The organism is Comamonas trifloxystrobinivorans, assembly GCF_043359985.1.
GTDB classification, from domain to species: Bacteria; Pseudomonadota; Gammaproteobacteria; order Burkholderiales; family Burkholderiaceae_C; genus Comamonas; species Comamonas trifloxystrobinivorans.
This window is the reverse complement of the sequence record NZ_JBHZGV010000006.1, coordinates 187925-203751: the sequence shown is the minus strand read 5'-3', so window position 1 is coordinate 203751 and position 15827 is coordinate 187925. Positions and strand designations below refer to the sequence as shown.

Here is a 15827-nt window from a genome sequence, read left to right as displayed (position 1 = left end):
TCAGGCAGATAGGTGCAGCAGTACAGAGGCAACGGCATCAGCCGGGCATCTTGCAGTCTTTGGCGTAGGCGTCCTGGTGGTTTTTGAACACCGTGCCCACCGTGCGGTTGGTCAGGCGGCCCTGCGCATCCTTGCTCACCACGCGCAGGTAGTAATCCTGCACCGGGAAGTGGTTGCTGTTGAACTTGAAGGCGCCGCGCACCGAGTCAAACTTGGCCGCTTCCAGCGCCTTGCGCAGCGCAGCCTTGTCGTCAAGCTTGCCCTTGACCTCGCGCACGGCTGAATCCATCAAACGTGCAGCGTCGTAGCCGTGCGATGCGTACAGCGAAGGCATGCGGCCAAATTCTTTCTGGAAATCGGTGACGAACCTCTTGTTGGCCGCGTTGTCGATATCGTGCGCCCACTGCGTGGTGTTGAAGGTGCCGAGCATGGAATCGCCCACGGCGCGGATCACGTCCTCATCGGCCGAGAAGCCGGGCGCGTACAAGGTCATGTCCTTGGCCAGGCCAGCACCGACAAACTGCTTGATGAAGTTCACCCCCAGGCCGCCGGGCAGGAAGATGTAGACGCCGTCCACCCCGGCTGCGCGCATTTTGGACAGCTCGGCACCGTAGTCGAGCTGGTTCAGCGCGGTGTAGGTTTCCATACCGATCTCGCCTTTGTAGAAGCGCTTGAAGCCGGCAATCGAATCCTTGCCTGCCGGGTAGTTGGGCGCGATCAGTGCCACGCGCTTGAAACCCTTGTCCTGCATGGTCTTGCCCGCAGCCTCGTGCAGCGCATCGTTTTGCTGCGAGACGTTGAAGAAGTACGGATTGCATTGCGCGCCCGCGTACTGCGAAGGGCCGGCATTGGGGCTGATGAAGAAGGTCTTGTTCTGGAAAGCCGGTGTACCTACGGCCAGCATCACGTTGGAGAACACGGTGCCGGTCATGAAATCGACCTTGTCGCGCTTGAGCAGACGCTCGGCCGTCTGCTTGGCCACTTCCGGGTTCTGCTGGTCGTCGGCCACGATCACCTCGGCGGGCAGATTGCCGATCTTGCCGTTCATGTGCTTGAGCGCCAAGTTGAAGCCGTCGCGGATATCAATACCCAGCCCCGCGCCCGGTCCGGACAAGGTGCTGAGCATGCCGACCTTCACCTGGTCGGCAGCGTGCGCTGCCGTGGCCAGCAAGGCGCTGATGGACAAGGCCAACAAAGGGCGGCGGAAAGAGGGGTACTGCATGGCGATCTCCTGGTTGAATGATGGCTTGAGGTTAAAAGCAAAACCCCGTTACTGAACCGAGCTATGCAGGCGAAAACGTTGTAGTTTTCCCGTAGCCGTGCGCGGCAGCTGCTCGACAAAAACCACCGCCCGCGGGTATTTGTAGGGTGCCACCGTGCTTTTGACAAAGTCCTGCAACTCCTTGGCCATGGCCTCTCCCGCCGCATGGCCGGAGCGCAGCACCACAAATGCCTTCACAATCTGGCCACGCTCGCTGTCGGCCACGCCAATCACGGCGCACTCGGCCACGCCAGCATGCGCCATCAGCGCTTCTTCCACCTCGGGCGCGGCGATGTTGTAGCCGGCGGAGATGATCATGTCGTCCGTCCGTGCCTGGTAGACGAAGTAGCCGTCCTCGTCCATCAGATAGGCGTCGCCCGTCAGGTTCCAGCCCCGGCTGACGTACTTGGTCTGGCGGCTGTCGTTGAGGTAGCGGCAACCGGTCGGGCCTTGCACCGCCAGCCGGCCCACGGTGCCCGGCGGCACCTCATTGCCCTCATCGTCGACCACTTTGGCGCGATAACCGGGCACGGCCTTGCCGGTGGCGCCCGGGCGCGCATTTTCTTCGCGGTGCGAGATGAAGATGTGCAGCATTTCGGTAGAGCCGATGCCGTCGATGATTTCGATGCCCGTCGCATCCCGCCACAAGGCGCGGGTCGATGCGGTCAGTGCCTCGCCAGCCGACACGCATTTGCGCAGCTTGCTTTGGCGAACGCGCTCGCCCTGCTGCGCCATCACCCGGTAAGAAGTGGGCGCCGTGAACACCACGGTGGCACCGAATTTTTCTATGCCATCGAGCAAAAGCGGCGGGCTGGCTTTCTCCAGCAATACCATCGAGGCGCCAATCGACATGGGGAACAGCACCTGCCCGCCCAAACCAAAAGTGAAAGCGATGGGCGGGCTGCCCACAAACACATCGTCGGCATGGGCGCGCAAGGTCGATTGCGGCCAGCAAGCGCAGATGGCCATCACATCGCGGTGGAAATGCATGGTGGCCTTGGGCACGCCGGTAGTGCCCGAGGTAAAACCGAGCAAGCAGGTGTCGGTGGCGGCGGTGTCCACCGCCGTGAACTGGTCCGAGGCCTGCGCCATCAGGCTTTCCAGCGCTTGCTCGCCCTGGCTGTTGAAGAAGCGCACCACCTGCAACTGCGGCGATTTTTCTTGCGCGCCCAGCACTTCGGTGCGCAAGGCTTCGTCGCACAGCGCATGGCTGATTTGCGCGATATCGACAATCGTCGACAGCTCCTTGGCGCGCAGCAAAGGCATGGCCGCCACCGCCACGCCGCCCGCCTTGATGACACCAAACCAGCAAGCCACCTGCATCGGGTTATTGGGTGCGCACAGCAGCACGCGGTTGCCCGGCACCAGGCCGAGCTGCTGCGTCAGCACATTGGCAATGCGGTTGGCTTGGGCCTGCAGCTCGGCGTAGCTCCAGCGCACGCCCTCGGCCTGGATGCACAAGCGCCCGCCACGGCCTTGGGCCACATGTTTGTCGAGCAGCTCCGCGGCGCAGTTGAGCCGTTCGGGAAACTGCAGCTCGGGCAGCTCAAAAATGTAGTCTGGCTGCAGCTCGGGTGGCGGCAGATTGTTGGCAGTAAAGCGGTCGATATGCGCGGTATACGACATGAACCCAACCTTTCGAACAAAACCGTGTTTCTGAGTGGGCAGGCAAAGCTTGCCAGCTCTAGCTGTGGTTCTTGATCAGATCGCGGCCGATGATGAGCTGCTGCACCTCGGTCGCGCCTTCATAAATGCGCAAGGCCCGGATCTCGCGGTACAAGCGCTCTACCGGCTGGTCGCTGACCACGCCCAAACCGCCCCACATCTGCACCGCTGCGTCTATCACCTGTTGCGCGTTCTCGGTGGCCGTCATCTTGGCCATGGCGGCAGCGCGGGTGACGTTCTCACCCTGGTCGCGCTGCCAGGCGGCGCGGTAGGTGAGCAGCGCGGCGCTGTCGATCTGCGTCGCCATCAGCGCCAGCTTGGACTGCGTCAGCTGAAAATCGGCCAACACGCCGTTAAACATTTTTCGCGTGGTGGCTCGGTGCAATGCCTCGTCCATGGCGCGGCGCGCAAAGCCCAGCGCCGCTGCGGCCACCGAGGTGCGAAACACGTCGAGCGTGCGCATGGCCACCTTGAAACCTTCGCCGCCAGCGCCCACGCGCTGCGTCACCGGAATGCGGCAATCGCTGAAGCGCAGTTTGGCCAAGGGGTGCGGTGCAATCACGTTGATGCGCTCGGCAATCTCAAAGCCGGGCGTGCCCGCATCGACGATCAGCGCCGAGATGCCACGCGAGCCCGGTGCTTCGCCCGTGCGCACAAAGACCACATAGAAATCGGCGATGCCGCCGTTGGATATCCAGGTTTTCTCGCCGTTGACGATGTAGTGATCGCCTTCCAATCGCGCCTCGCAAGCCATGGCCGCCACGTCCGACCCGGCATCGGGCTCGGACAAGGCAAAGGCCGCGATCGCCTCGCCACTGGCTACTCTGGGCAGGTAACGCTGTTTCTGCTCGGCCGTGCCGGCCAGCGAGATGGCGCCCGAGCCCAAACCTTGCATGGCAAAGGCAAAATCGGCCAAGCCGTTGTGGCGCGCCAGCGTTTCTCGGATCAGGCAAATCGCCCGCGTGTCAATCTGTGCGCTGGCACCGCCGTTTTCCGTGCCTGCCACCGCGTGGCGCAACCAGCCGGCAGCGCCCAGTGCACGTACCAATTGGCGGCAATCGGCGTCGTTGTCATCGCTGTGAACATGGGCTGCGTTTTGGGCGGCCCAGGCGTCCAGCTCGGTAGCCAAGCGGGCGTGCGCGGTCGCAAAAAACGGCCATTGGAGGTAACTGGTATCGGCCATGTCAGTTGCCCTCGAACTTGGGCTTTTGCTTGGCCACGAACGCGTGGTAGGCGCGCGAGAAATCCTCAGTCAGCATGCAGATGGCCTGGGCTTGCGCCTCGGCCTCGATGGCCTGCTCGATCGTCATCGCCCATTCCTGGTGCAGCATGGTTTTGGTGATGCCGTTGGCAAAGCTGGGGCCGGCAGCCAGATCGGCGGCCAGCTTCTGCGCCTCGGCCAGCACGGCATCAGGCTCGCACAGGCGGTTGAAAAAGCCCCAGCGCTCGCCTTCTTCGCCGCCCAGGCTGCGGCCGGTGTAGAGCAGTTCGCTGGCGCGGCCCTGGCCGATGATGCGCGGCAAAAATGCGCAGGCGCCCATGTCGCAACCGGCCAGCCCGACGCGGTTGAACAAGAAAGCCGTCTTGCTGCGCGCCGTGCCCAGGCGCATGTCCGATGCCATGGCCATGATGGCGCCCGCGCCAGCGCAGATGCCATCTACCGCTGCCACGATGGGCTGCGGGCAAGCGCGCATCATCTTCACCAGCTCACCCGTCATGCGGGTGAACATCAAAAGCTCGGGCGCCTTCAGTTGCACCAGCGGGCCGATGATCTCGTGCACATCGCCACCCGAGCAGAAGTTGCCGCCCGCGCCCACCAGCACCACGGCCTTCACATCCTGCGCCCACTTGAGGCGATGGAAGAGATCGCGCAGCTCGGCGTAAGAGTCGAAAGTGAGCGGGTTTTTGCGCTCGGGTCGGTTGAGCGTGATGGTGGCCACCTGGTCGCTGACCTGCCACAAAAAATGCTCGGCCTGGTAGCCGGCCAGTTGCTGGTGGTTGCCGGCAACCAGGCCGGGATCGATGTTGTATGCGCTCATCTTGCTTCCTCGTTCACATGATTTCGCCACCGGCAACGGCAATCGCCTGGCCGGTGATGGCGGCTGCCCCCGTGCCGCACAGCCACAGCACCGCATCGGCCACTTCTTGCGGTTGCACCAGACGGCCTTGCGGGTTGCCTTTGACAAATTCGGCCAGCGCCTGCTCGGGCGTGCGGCCGGTCTTGGCCACCACACGCTCGATGCTGGTTTTGACAATCTCGGTTTCGGTATAGCCGGGGCACACGGCATTCACCGTGATGCCTTTTTGCGCCAGCTCCAGCGCCAGCGCGCGCGTCAAACCCACTACGCCATGCTTGGCCGCCACATAGGCAGACACGTACGCATAACCCGTCAACCCAGCCGTGCTGGCCACGTTGACTATGCGGCCGTAACCCGCTTGCAGCATGGCTGGCAGCGCTTGCTGAATGCAGAGCATGGTGCCGGTGAGGTTCACATCGAGCATGTTCTGCCAGTGGGCAGCATCCATCTTCAAAAACGGTGTGCTGCTGGCTTGGCCGGCGTTGTTGACCAAGATGCTGATGGCGCCTTGCGCAGCCACCGCTTGCGCAAACGCAGCTTGCACTTGCTCTGCGTTGGCTACATCGGCCAACACCATCTGGCAGCGGCCGGGATGCTCTTGCACCAGTTTTTGCAAGGGCTCAGCACGGCGCCCCAGCACGGTGACGCTGGCACCTTGCGCCAGCAGATCGCGCGCAATCGCTTCACCAATGCCTTGGCCAGCGCCCGTCACCAGCGCATGTTGCTTGTGCAGCTTTCCCGCCATGTCAGTGCCCCGCCGCCGCAGCGGCCTGCTGGGCTTTCTCGCGCTCGAACAGGCTTTCCATCTGGCGCTTGCCTTGGTACAGCTGCTTGGGCCAGCTGATGGGCGTGTAGCCAATTTTGGCGGCTTCGGTCAGCGTCCAGTTAGGATTGGCGAGATGCGGGCGAGCCACTGCGCACAAATCGGCACGGCCAGCGGCGATGATGGAATTGGCATGATCCGCCTCGCTGATGGCGCCCACGGCGATGGTGGCGATACCCGCTTCCTGGCGCACGCGGTCGGCAAACGGCGTTTGGAACATGCGGCCGTAGACCGGCTTTTCCTGCTTGCTCACCTGGCCGGACGACACGTCGATCACATCCGCTCCCGCTGCCTTGAAGGCGGCCGCTATCTGCACTGCGTCTTCAGCCGTCGTGCCGCCGGGTACCCAGTCGGTGGCCGAGATACGCACCGACATGGGTTTGTCTTGCGGCCAGACGGCGCGCATGGCACGGAACACTTCCAGCGGATAGCGCAGGCGGTTTTCCAGGCTGCCGCCGTATTCATCCGTGCGATGGTTGGTGAGCGGCGAGATAAAGCTGGACAGCAGGTAGCCGTGGGCGCAGTGCAGCTCCAGCCAATCGACGCCAATGTCGGCAGCCATTTGCGCGGCGTGCACGAACTGCTGCTTGACCTCGTCCATGTCAGCGCGTGTCATGGCCTTGGCCGTTTGGCTGGTGCCGGGCAGGTATTGCTGCTCGGACGCGGCCATGATCGGCCAATTGCCTTGCTCCAGCGGCAAATCCGTGCCTTCCCATGCCAGGCGGGTCGATGCCTTGGCGCCAGCGTGGCCGATCTGCATGGCGAACTTGGCATCGGTGTTCTGGTGGATCCAGTCGCAGATACGCTTCCAGGCTTGCTTTTGCGCTTCGTTGTAGGTGCCGGGGCAGCCGGGCGTGATGCGGCCTTCCGGGCTGACGCAGGCCATTTCGGCAAACACCAGACCTGCGCCGCCCATGGCACGCGCGCCCAAGTGCATGAGGTGGTAGTCGCCGGGCACGCCATCGACGGCAGAGTATTGCGCCATGGGCGAAACCACGATGCGGTTTTTCAGCGTGAGGCCGCGCACCGTGTATGGCAAAAACATCGGTGGCGGCGCCTTGCCGTCCACAGCAACGCCATTCTTCTCGGCCAGCCATTTCTCGTAACCGCCCAGCCATTGCGCATCGCGCAAGCGCAGATTTTCGTGGCTGATGCGCTGGCTGCGGGTGAGCATGGAATACATGAACTGCTCGGGTTCGAGTTGGTCGCAGTAGCGCTGGCCACAGACCTCGAACCATTCCATCGCGTTCCAGGCGGCGTTCTGGATGCGCAGCGTCTCCACCCGGCGCACCTCTTGGTAGGCAGCCAGCACCTCGGGAATTTGGTCTTTGCTGTCGCCCGCGATCTGGAACTGCCGCGCCAGCTCGATCGCATCTTCAATGGCCAGCTTGGTACCCGAGCCGATGGCGAAGTGCGCCGTATGCACTGCGTCGCCCATCAGCACCACATGGCTGCCTTGCGGGTTTTTCAGCCACCATTGCTCGCACACCACGCGGTTGAAGTTGATCCAGGCCGAGCCGCGCAGGTGGCGGGCATTGGTCATCAGCTTCTCGCCTTGCAGGTTGTCGGCAAAGATTTTTTCGCAGAAGGCGATGGACTGCGCCTGGTCGGCCTTATCCAGGCCGCTGGCTTTCCAGGTGTCTTCGGTGGTTTCAACGATGAAGGTCGAGGTCTGGTCGTCGAACTTGTAGATATGCGCCTGGAACCAGCCGTGCTCGGTGCGCACAAAATCAAAGGTGAAGGCCTCGTAGACCTTGTTCGTGCCCAGCCAGATGTAGCGGTTGGGGCGCACCACGATGTCGGGTTTGAAGATGTCCTGGTATTTGCTGCGGATGACCGAGTTGACGCCGTCGCAGGCAATGATCAGGTCGGCGTCGGCGTAATCCTCGTCGTTCTTCACATCGGTTTCGAACACCAGTTGCACGCCCAAGGCCTCGCAGCGGGCTTGCAGAATATTGAGCAGGTGCTTGCGCCCGATGCCGACAAAGCCATGGCCGCCCGAGCGGATCTTGCGGCCTTTGAACAGCAGCTCGATATCGTCCCAGTGGTTGAAAGCCTGCTCTATCTCGGCAGCCGTAGCCGGATCCCACTGGCGCATGTTGTCCATGGTCGCGTCCGAGAACACCACACCCCAGCCAAAGGTGTCATAGGGCTTGTTGCGCTCGACCACGCGGATGTCATGCGCCGGATTCATCTGCTTCATCAGCAGCGCGAAATACAGACCGGCGGGGCCACCGCCAATGCAGACAATTTTCATGGAATTCAGGCTCCGGCAAATTGCTTTACACCTAAATTATTTATGTATGAAGATTGGAATAAAATTCGCAATTACCCTAGGACTTTTTTGCACGGCAGCGGGCACGATATCGCCATGGACACCACACCAGACAAGCCTTTGATTGCAGCGCCCCATGTCCCCGGACGCGAGGCCGGCCTGTCGCACGACGACCACCAGGCCGTGCGTCTGTGGCTGCGCCTTCTGACCTGCAGCACGCAGATCGAGCAAGTGATTCGCAGCAATTTGCGCACCCAGTTTGGCACCACCTTGCCGCGCTTTGACTACCTGGCGCAGCTCAGCCGTTTCCCCAAAGGTTTGCGCATGAAAACCCTGTCGGAGTACCTGATGGTGACCGGCGGCAATATCACCGGGCTGACCGACCAACTGGTGGCCGAAGGTTGGGTGGAGCGGGTGGCCGATGGCGAGGACCGCCGCGCCATGATCATCCGCATGACGCGCAGCGGCAAAAAGCAGTTCAGCGCCATGGCCCAGGCGCACGAGCAATGGCTGGAGCAACTGTTGGCCCCACTGGGCGCAGCCACGGCGCGCGAGCTGTATGCGCAGCTGGGCCAACTGCGCCAGACCTTGGCGCAAACCGATGCGGCCGCCAGTGGTGCGGAAGACAGCTAAAAAGCAAAAAGCCCACCGTGCCAGGCGCTGCAGGCGCTAGCTGGCACAGGGGCGGGCTAAAGTGCGCACACCAATGCGCGCAGCCGCCTCAGTCTTGCGCGGCTTCTTCTTCGTCGTCGGCCTCCAGCACTTCGGGTGCTTTGACAATGGTGACGGGCACACGGCTGTGGCGCACCAGATCGTTACCGATCGAGCCCAGGAAGATACGCGAGAGCGCGCCCTCGTCCGTGGCGCCGATCAGGATCAGCTCGGCCTCGTGGGTTTCGGCAATGTCCAGCAAGGTGGGGTAGACATCGCCCATGCGCACGTCCACATCGTGCGTCACACCCGCATCGCGCAGCAAGGCGATGGCGGGCGTGAGCAAATCCATGCCGGCGCGCAGGCTGGCGTCTGCCGTGCCAGCCGGGCCAATGGTGGCCAGCTCGGTCAGGCTGGCGCTTTTTTGCACATGGCCCAGCAAAACGCGCGCGGGCAATCCCTGCGCTACCAGCCAGATGCCGTGGCGCACGGCGTGCAGCGATGGTTCCGAGCCATCAACGGCAATCATGATCGTCAACATATTCACTCTCCTGAAACGATTGAGTTCGAGAAAACCTGTCAGCACAGTGTAGAGGCCCAAAGCAAAGCCACCAGCCGGGCTCCGGGAAAGTCTGCCCGCACGCGTTGCCTCCGGCACATCTGCGAAAATGCGCGGTTATGCTGCAGTTCGACCTTCTCAAAACCGACCCGACCAGCCACGCCCGCCGTGGCACGCTCACGCTCAACCATGGCGTGGTGCAAACCCCCATCTTCATGCCCGTGGGCACCTATGGCACCGTCAAAGGCGTGATGCCGCGCAGCCTCGAAGAGATGGGCGCGCAGATCATCCTGGGCAACACCTTCCACCTGTGGATGCGCCCGGGGCTGGACATCATGCAGTCGTTCGGCGGGCTGCACGGTTTTGAGAAGTGGGACAAGCCGATCCTCACCGACTCGGGCGGTTTCCAGGTCTGGAGCCTGGGCGCCATGCGCAAGATCACCGAGCAAGGCGTGCACTTCCAAAGCCCGGTCAATGGCGACAAGCTGTTCATGTCGCCCGAGGTGAGCATGCAGATCCAGACGATCCTGAACTCGGACATCGTCATGCAGCTCGACGAATGCACGCCGTACGAGACCAACGGCAAAAAGACCACCGAGGCCGAAGCGCGCAAGTCGATGGAGATGAGCCGCCGCTGGGCCCAGCGCTCCAAAGACGAGTTCGAGCGCCTGGGCAACCCCAACGCGCTGTTCGGCATTGTGCAAGGCGGCATGTTCAAGAACCTGCGCGAGGAATCGCTGCAAGCGCTGGTGGAGATGGATTTCCCCGGCTACGCGGTGGGCGGTGTGTCCGTGGGCGAGCCCAAGGATGAGATGCTCGACATCATGCAGCACACGCCGCACCTGCTGCCCGCCCACAAGCCGCGCTACCTGATGGGCGTGGGCACGCCCGAAGACCTGGTGCAAGGCGTGGCCGACGGCGTAGACATGTTCGACTGCGTGATGCCCACGCGCAACGCACGCAACGGCACCATCTTCACCCGCTACGGCGACTTGAAGATCCGCAACGCCCGCCACAAGACCGACCACCAGCCCATCGACACCACCTGCACCTGCCACGCCTGCGCCGGCAAGAGCGGCGTGAGCTGGGACGCTGGCGGCCGCGACGGCTTCAGCCGCGCCTACCTGCACCACCTCGACCGCTGCGGCGAAATGCTCGGCCCGATGCTGACCACCATCCACAACCTGCACTACTACCTGAACCTGATGCAGGAAGTGCGCAACGCGCTCGATGCCGGCACCTTTGCCCAGTTCCGTGCCCAGTTCAAGGCCGACCGCGCACGCGGCGTATAAGCCGATTTGTAAAGCTGTATACGGGCGCTGACCGGGTGTCGGCGTCCGCTGCGCGATACAGCTTTGACAAGGTTTGACATTCCTGCAACAGCGCTTTGGCGACCGTGCGCAGAGCGGTTGAACCGCTGCATCAGCGCTGCGCATGGCAACCGGAAAGGCCGCTGCGGGCAGGACCAAACCGAAGCCAAGAGCTACTCCTGCGAGCCTGCAACACTATCAATTTAAGAGCAAAACATGGGCTCAGCAATGGCGCTGCTGCACTGGCGCCCGCTCCGACCAGCGCGCTTGCAGGCGAGCTCTGCACCAAAAAAGCGTGAGCTGGGCGCAGGGTTGGGATACATAGGAAAGCCGGGCAAGCAGGTATATTCAACACATCTGCTTACAAGCCATGTTGCTCGCATCCACCGCCACCTCCACCAGCCAGTCGCACAGCGGCCGCTTGCTCGCTCTCGCCTGCCTGGGCATTTTTGTGGCTTGCATGATGGGCATTTTGCTGCGCCCGATCGGCTATCTGTCGGTCTTCTGGCCGGCCAACCAATTGCTGCTGGTGCTGATACTGCGCTACCCGCGCGTGCTGTTGCAGCCGCTCAGCCTGCTCGCCATTTTTGCCAGCTTTGTGCTGGCCGACCTCATCACCGGCAGCGCGCTCTGGGTGTCGGTGGGCTTTACGCTGGCCAACATGGCTGGTGCTGCGGTGGCCTGGCTGATCTTGCACAAACAGTCCGAGCGCGACCTGCAGATGGAAGGCCAGTACTCGGGCCTGCTGGTGTTCTACGGCAGCGGCGTGGCCTCCATCGTCTCGGCCCTGCTGGGCGGCACCATCAGCGTTTACGCCTTCAACATCCCGCTGGTCAAAGGCCTGGTGATGTGGTGGACCGGCGAGTGGATGAACGCCATGATCATCCTCCCTTTCCTGCTGGCTCTGCCGACGGTGCGCAAAACGGCGTTGCCGCACGACCGAGCCCAAGGCCTGGCGCTGGTGCTGCCCGTGGTGGCTGTGGTCTTGCTCGAAGCGGCCAGCTATACCGTGGGCAGCAAAGTAGGCTCGCTGGTGTTCTCGCTGCCGGCCCTGATCTGGTGCGCACTCACTTACCGCATCATCACGACCACCATGATCACCATGCTGGTGTTTGCCACCAAGGTGATCGCCGCATCGGCGGGCAGCATGGATTTCACGCCCGCGCACTATGTGGATGTGGCCACGCTGCGACTGGGCATCACCATGCTGATCCTCGGCCCGCTGTCGGTGGCAGGCGCGCACGCCGCACGCTCCGAACTGCTGCACCGCATGCGCTACCAGGCCCACCACGACAGCCTGACCGATGTGCTCAGCCGCAACGGCTTTGTGCAGGCCAGCAACTCCCTGCTGCAGCGGCTTACGCACGAGAGCGGCTCGGTGGCGGTGCTGATGCTCGATCTGGACCATTTCAAGCGCGTCAACGACAGCTACGGCCACGCCACGGGCGATCTGCTGCTGCGCGAGTTCACCCGCACCATGACCCAGACCTTGCGCCCGCAAGATGTGCTGGGCCGCATTGGCGGCGAAGAGTTTGCCGTGGTGCTGCCACGCATCAGCGCGGCCGATGCCGCCACCATTGCCGAACGCCTGTGCCACGCCGTGCGCAGCGGTAATTTCCAGACCACGCAAAACGAGCCGCTGCGCGCCACCGTCAGCATTGGCGTGGCCTACATCACGCAGCTCGCCTCGCAGGATTCGATAGAGAACCTGCTGCGCGACGCCGATGTGGCGCTCTACCAGGCCAAGGCCGGCGGCCGCGACCGCGTGGTGCTCAGCCCGGTGCGCTGATCCGGCGACGGCTTCTCCGGCTTCCGCGCCTTCCGTCTCCCTGGTTCGCCGTGCCTGCGGGCACTTGCAGCGACCTTGCCTGTGGCTGTCGCGCAGCCTGCTTCATGCCGCCTGCACTCATGGCATGATGGCCCGCCATTGCCCCCCACAACCGATGCCGACAGGAGACTCCGCCATGCGCCAGCAGCCCGCCCCCACCAATGCCGACCCCGCCGAGCTGGCCGAGTGGTGCGATGCCTTCGACGGCCTGCTGGCCGCTTATGGCAACGCGCAAGGCAAAGAACAAGCTGCGGCACTGCTGGACGCTTTGCTGGCCCACGCCCGCAAGCGCCATGTGCCGTGGAAGCCATCGGGCAACACGCCCTACCTGAACACCATCACCGTTGACGAGCAACCGCCCTACCCTGGCGATGTGGAGCTGGAGAAGAAGCTCAGCGCCATCCTGCGCTGGAACGCGCTGGCCATGGTGGTGCGTGCCAATGCCGCGCATGGCGAGTTGGGCGGCCATATTGCCAGCTATGCCTCGGCCGCCGATCTGTTCGAAACCGGCTTCAACCACTTTTTCCGCGCCGACGACGGCCACCAGGCCGCCGACCTGGTGTATTTTCAGCCGCACTCCTCGCCCGGTGTGTATGCGCGAGCGTTTCTCGAAGGGCGCCTGGGCGAAGACAACCTGAGCCACTACCGGCAAGAGCTGGTGGCCGCCAGCCAGGGCATCCAGGGCCTGTGCTCTTACCCGCACCCGTATCTGATGCCCGAGTTCTGGCAGTTCCCCACCGGCTCGATGGGCATCGGCCCGATCAACGCCATCTACCAGGCGCGCTTCATGCGCTACCTGGCGCACCGCGGCCTGGCCGATACGGCCGGGCGCAAGGTCTGGGGCTTTTTTGGCGATGGCGAGATGGATGAGCCCGAATCGATTGCCGCGCTGACACTCGCCGCACGCGAAGGGCTGGACAACTGCATCTTCGTCATCAACTGCAATCTGCAGCGCCTCGATGGCCCGGTACGCGGCAACGGCCGCATTGTTGACGAGCTCGAAGCCCTGTTCAGCGGCGCGGGCTGGAACGTCGTCAAATGCCTCTGGGGCTCGGAGTGGGACGCGCTGCTGGCACGCGACCACACGCATGTTCTGGCGCGCACGTTTGCGCACACGGTGGACGGCGAGTTCCAAACCTTGTCGGCCAACGACGGCGCTTTCAACCGCGAGCATTTCTTCAACCAGAGCCCGGAACTGGCCGCGCTGGTGGCCCATTTGTCGGACAGCGACATCGACCGTCTGCGCCGCGGCGGCCACGACCCGGTCAAGATCCACGCCGCCTTTGCCAGCGCTGCCGCGCACAGCGGCCAGCCCACCGTGGTGCTGGCCAAAACCATGAAGGGCTACGGCATGGGCAGCATCGGCCAGGGGCGCATGACCTCGCACCAGCAGAAAAAGCTGGGCGCGGAAGACCTGCTCGCTTTCCGCGACCGTTTCCAGCTGCCGCTGACGGACGAGCAAGCCACCGCCGCCGCTTTCTTGAAGCCGGCCGATGGCAGCGCCGAAATGCGCTACCTGCACGCCCGCCGCCAGGCTTTGGGCGGTTTTTTGCCCGCCCGCAAAACCCAGGCGCCCGTGGTGGCCGTGCCCAGCCTGCAAGCCACCGCGCAGTTCGCGCTGGAGGCCGATGGCAAACCCATGAGCACCACCATGGCCTTTGTGCGCCAGCTCGGCAACCTGCTCAAAGACAAGGAGCTGGGCCCGCGCATCGTGCCCATCGTGGCCGACGAGGCACGCACTTTCGGCATGGCCGGCCTGTTCCGCCAGGTAGGCATCTACGCGCCGTTTGGCCAGCTCTACCAACCCGAAGACAACGCCTCGATGCTGCTCTACCGCGAAGATACCACGGGCCAGATTCTGGAAGAAGGTATCAGCGAGGCCGGCGCCATTTCGTCGTGGACGGCGGCCGCCACCAGCTACAGCACGCACGGCACGGCCATGCTGCCGTTCTTCATCTTCTACAGCATGTTCGGCTTTCAGCGCGTGGGCGACCTGATCTGGGCCGCCGCCGACCAGCGCGCCCGCGGCTTTTTGATCGGCGCCACCTCGGGCCGCACCACCTTGGGCGGCGAAGGGCTGCAGCACCAGGACGGCTCCAGCTTGCTGACCGCATCGACCGTGCCCAACTGCAAGAGCTACGACCCGGCCTTTGCCGGCGAGCTGGCCGTGATCATCGACCACGGCATGCAGCGCATGCTGCAAGAGCAGCGCGACGAGTTTTTCTACATCACCGTCACCAACGAGAACGTAGCCAACCCCAGCTTGCCGGCCCAGGCGCACGAAGGCGTGATCCGCGGCATGTACCTGCTGCAGGCCGGCCCGGCCGATCTGCCACAGCGCGCCCAGTTGCTGGGCAGCGGCGCCATCATGGGCGAAGTGCTGAAGGCCGCGCGCATTCTGCAAGAAGAGCACGGCATAGCCGCCGATGTGTGGAGCGTGACCAGCTACGCCGAGCTGGCCCGCGACGGCGAGGCCCAGCTGGAAGCCTGGCGCAACAGCAGCAGCGGCCAAGCCCTGCAGCCGGGCTGGTTTGCGCAGCAGCTGGCGGCCACGCAAGGCCCGGTCATCGCCGCCAGCGACTATGTGCGCGCCTTGCCTGAGCTGGTGCGCGCCTACCTGCCCTGCGACGAACGTGGCCTGCCGCGCCAGCGCTACTACACGCTGGGCACCGACGGCTTTGGCCGCAGCGATTCGCGCGCCGCACTGCGCCGCCACTTTGCCGTGGATGCGCAGGCCATTGTGCAAACCTGTTTGCGCAGCCAGATGACGCCGTAACACATTGCAGGTGCGCATCACGCGCCTGCACTCCATTTTTGATAGCTGCCAACGCTTTTAATAAGTGCGTTAGCAGCTTTTTTATTTCTACCGGCAGCCTAAGCAGGCTATGCCGCCAAACACCAACAGAATAGTTAAATTCAATTAAATCAACACTTGTTTTAAAAAAGAATGATCAAATAAAATCCAATTTTTAATAGTTTATTTAAATCAATCGAGGGGAGGTGTTAGATGCATCGTTGGTTTGACAATCCACGTTCTGCGTGGGTACGACGTCTGGGGATGTCCTTGGGCCTGCTGGCTGCAGGGCTGAGCAGCAACGTCTGGGCATCAGGAGCACTCTCCGAGCAAGTGATCAACCCCACAGGTGGCCAGCTAGCGGATGTTTCAGATGGGTTGAAGTGGCATATTGGCAGCAATGGCCAATTCCAAGTGATTCTGGGCGGTACTGGACAAACCTACGGCCAAACCTCCTATCCCAAAAACGGCAGTATTTATAACGGCCCTGCCTTGCGGATTGAAGATGCGACTGGCGCCCAAAAAGCCATCTATGCGGCCGGAGACAATGGAGGAGGGCGTGGGTTCAAGCAGCCTCTCGGCA

Annotated in this window: 11 protein-coding genes; 4 read left to right on the top strand and 7 right to left on the bottom strand. The window is 63.0% G+C overall.

Translation table 11 applies throughout. From position 1 onward, the window contains the following. Nucleotides 1–37: 37 nt before the first annotated feature. The 6 genes from ACFIQF_RS08790 to ACFIQF_RS08765 are packed head-to-tail and all read right to left on the bottom strand — an operon-like array spanning nucleotide 38 to nucleotide 8084. Entirely contained in the window at nucleotides 38–1222 is a 1185-nt protein-coding gene (locus ACFIQF_RS08790; protein ID WP_393942003.1) for an ABC transporter substrate-binding protein, read from the bottom strand. Between the two features lie 48 nt (nucleotides 1223–1270). Continuing rightward, on the bottom strand, nucleotides 1271–2887 hold the full coding sequence (locus ACFIQF_RS08785) for a benzoate-CoA ligase family protein (protein ID WP_393942001.1): 1617 nt from the start codon (nucleotides 2885–2887) through the stop codon (nucleotides 1271–1273). 58 nt (nucleotides 2888–2945) lie between these two features. Further along, nucleotides 2946–4109, bottom strand: coding sequence for an acyl-CoA dehydrogenase family protein (locus ACFIQF_RS08780; protein WP_393942000.1), 1164 nt, complete (start codon nucleotides 4107–4109; stop codon nucleotides 2946–2948). Between the two features lies 1 nt (nucleotide 4110). Continuing rightward, complete coding sequence (locus ACFIQF_RS08775) at nucleotides 4111–4965, bottom strand: enoyl-CoA hydratase family protein (RefSeq protein WP_393941999.1); 855 nt, start codon at nucleotides 4963–4965, stop codon at nucleotides 4111–4113. 13 nt (nucleotides 4966–4978) lie between these two features. Continuing rightward, nucleotides 4979–5749 (bottom strand): SDR family NAD(P)-dependent oxidoreductase, encoded by a 771-nt coding sequence (locus ACFIQF_RS08770; RefSeq protein WP_393941998.1) that lies wholly within the window; start codon nucleotides 5747–5749, stop codon nucleotides 4979–4981. 1 nt (nucleotide 5750) lies between these two features. After that, entirely contained in the window at nucleotides 5751–8084 is a 2334-nt protein-coding gene (locus ACFIQF_RS08765) for a bifunctional salicylyl-CoA 5-hydroxylase/oxidoreductase (RefSeq protein WP_393941996.1), read from the bottom strand. Nucleotides 8085–8198: 114 nt separating this feature from the next. Between ACFIQF_RS08765 and ACFIQF_RS08760 the strand changes: the two genes are divergently transcribed. After that, nucleotides 8199–8735: a MarR family winged helix-turn-helix transcriptional regulator gene (locus ACFIQF_RS08760; protein WP_393941994.1), complete on the top strand. Its 537-nt coding sequence runs from the start codon at nucleotides 8199–8201 to the stop codon at nucleotides 8733–8735. An 88-nt stretch (nucleotides 8736–8823) separates the two neighbouring features. Here ACFIQF_RS08760 and ACFIQF_RS08755 read toward each other — a convergent pair whose 3' ends face one another. Next, nucleotides 8824–9294 (bottom strand): universal stress protein, encoded by a 471-nt coding sequence (locus ACFIQF_RS08755; protein ID WP_393941992.1) that lies wholly within the window; start codon nucleotides 9292–9294, stop codon nucleotides 8824–8826. Between the two features lie 137 nt (nucleotides 9295–9431). Between ACFIQF_RS08755 and tgt the strand changes: the two genes are divergently transcribed. The 3 genes from tgt to mdeB all read left to right on the top strand — a co-directional run bounded on the left by tgt (nucleotide 9432) and on the right by mdeB (nucleotide 15226). Next, nucleotides 9432–10604 (top strand): tRNA guanosine(34) transglycosylase Tgt, encoded by a 1173-nt coding sequence (gene tgt / locus ACFIQF_RS08750; protein ID WP_393941991.1) that lies wholly within the window; start codon nucleotides 9432–9434, stop codon nucleotides 10602–10604. A 388-nt stretch (nucleotides 10605–10992) separates the two neighbouring features. Next, nucleotides 10993–12411 (top strand): GGDEF domain-containing protein, encoded by a 1419-nt coding sequence (locus ACFIQF_RS08745; RefSeq protein ID WP_393941989.1) that lies wholly within the window; start codon nucleotides 10993–10995, stop codon nucleotides 12409–12411. Nucleotides 12412–12586: 175 nt separating this feature from the next. Further along, nucleotides 12587–15226: an alpha-ketoglutarate dehydrogenase gene (gene mdeB, locus ACFIQF_RS08740; protein WP_393941987.1), complete on the top strand. Its 2640-nt coding sequence runs from the start codon at nucleotides 12587–12589 to the stop codon at nucleotides 15224–15226. Nucleotides 15227–15827 lie beyond the last annotated feature (601 nt).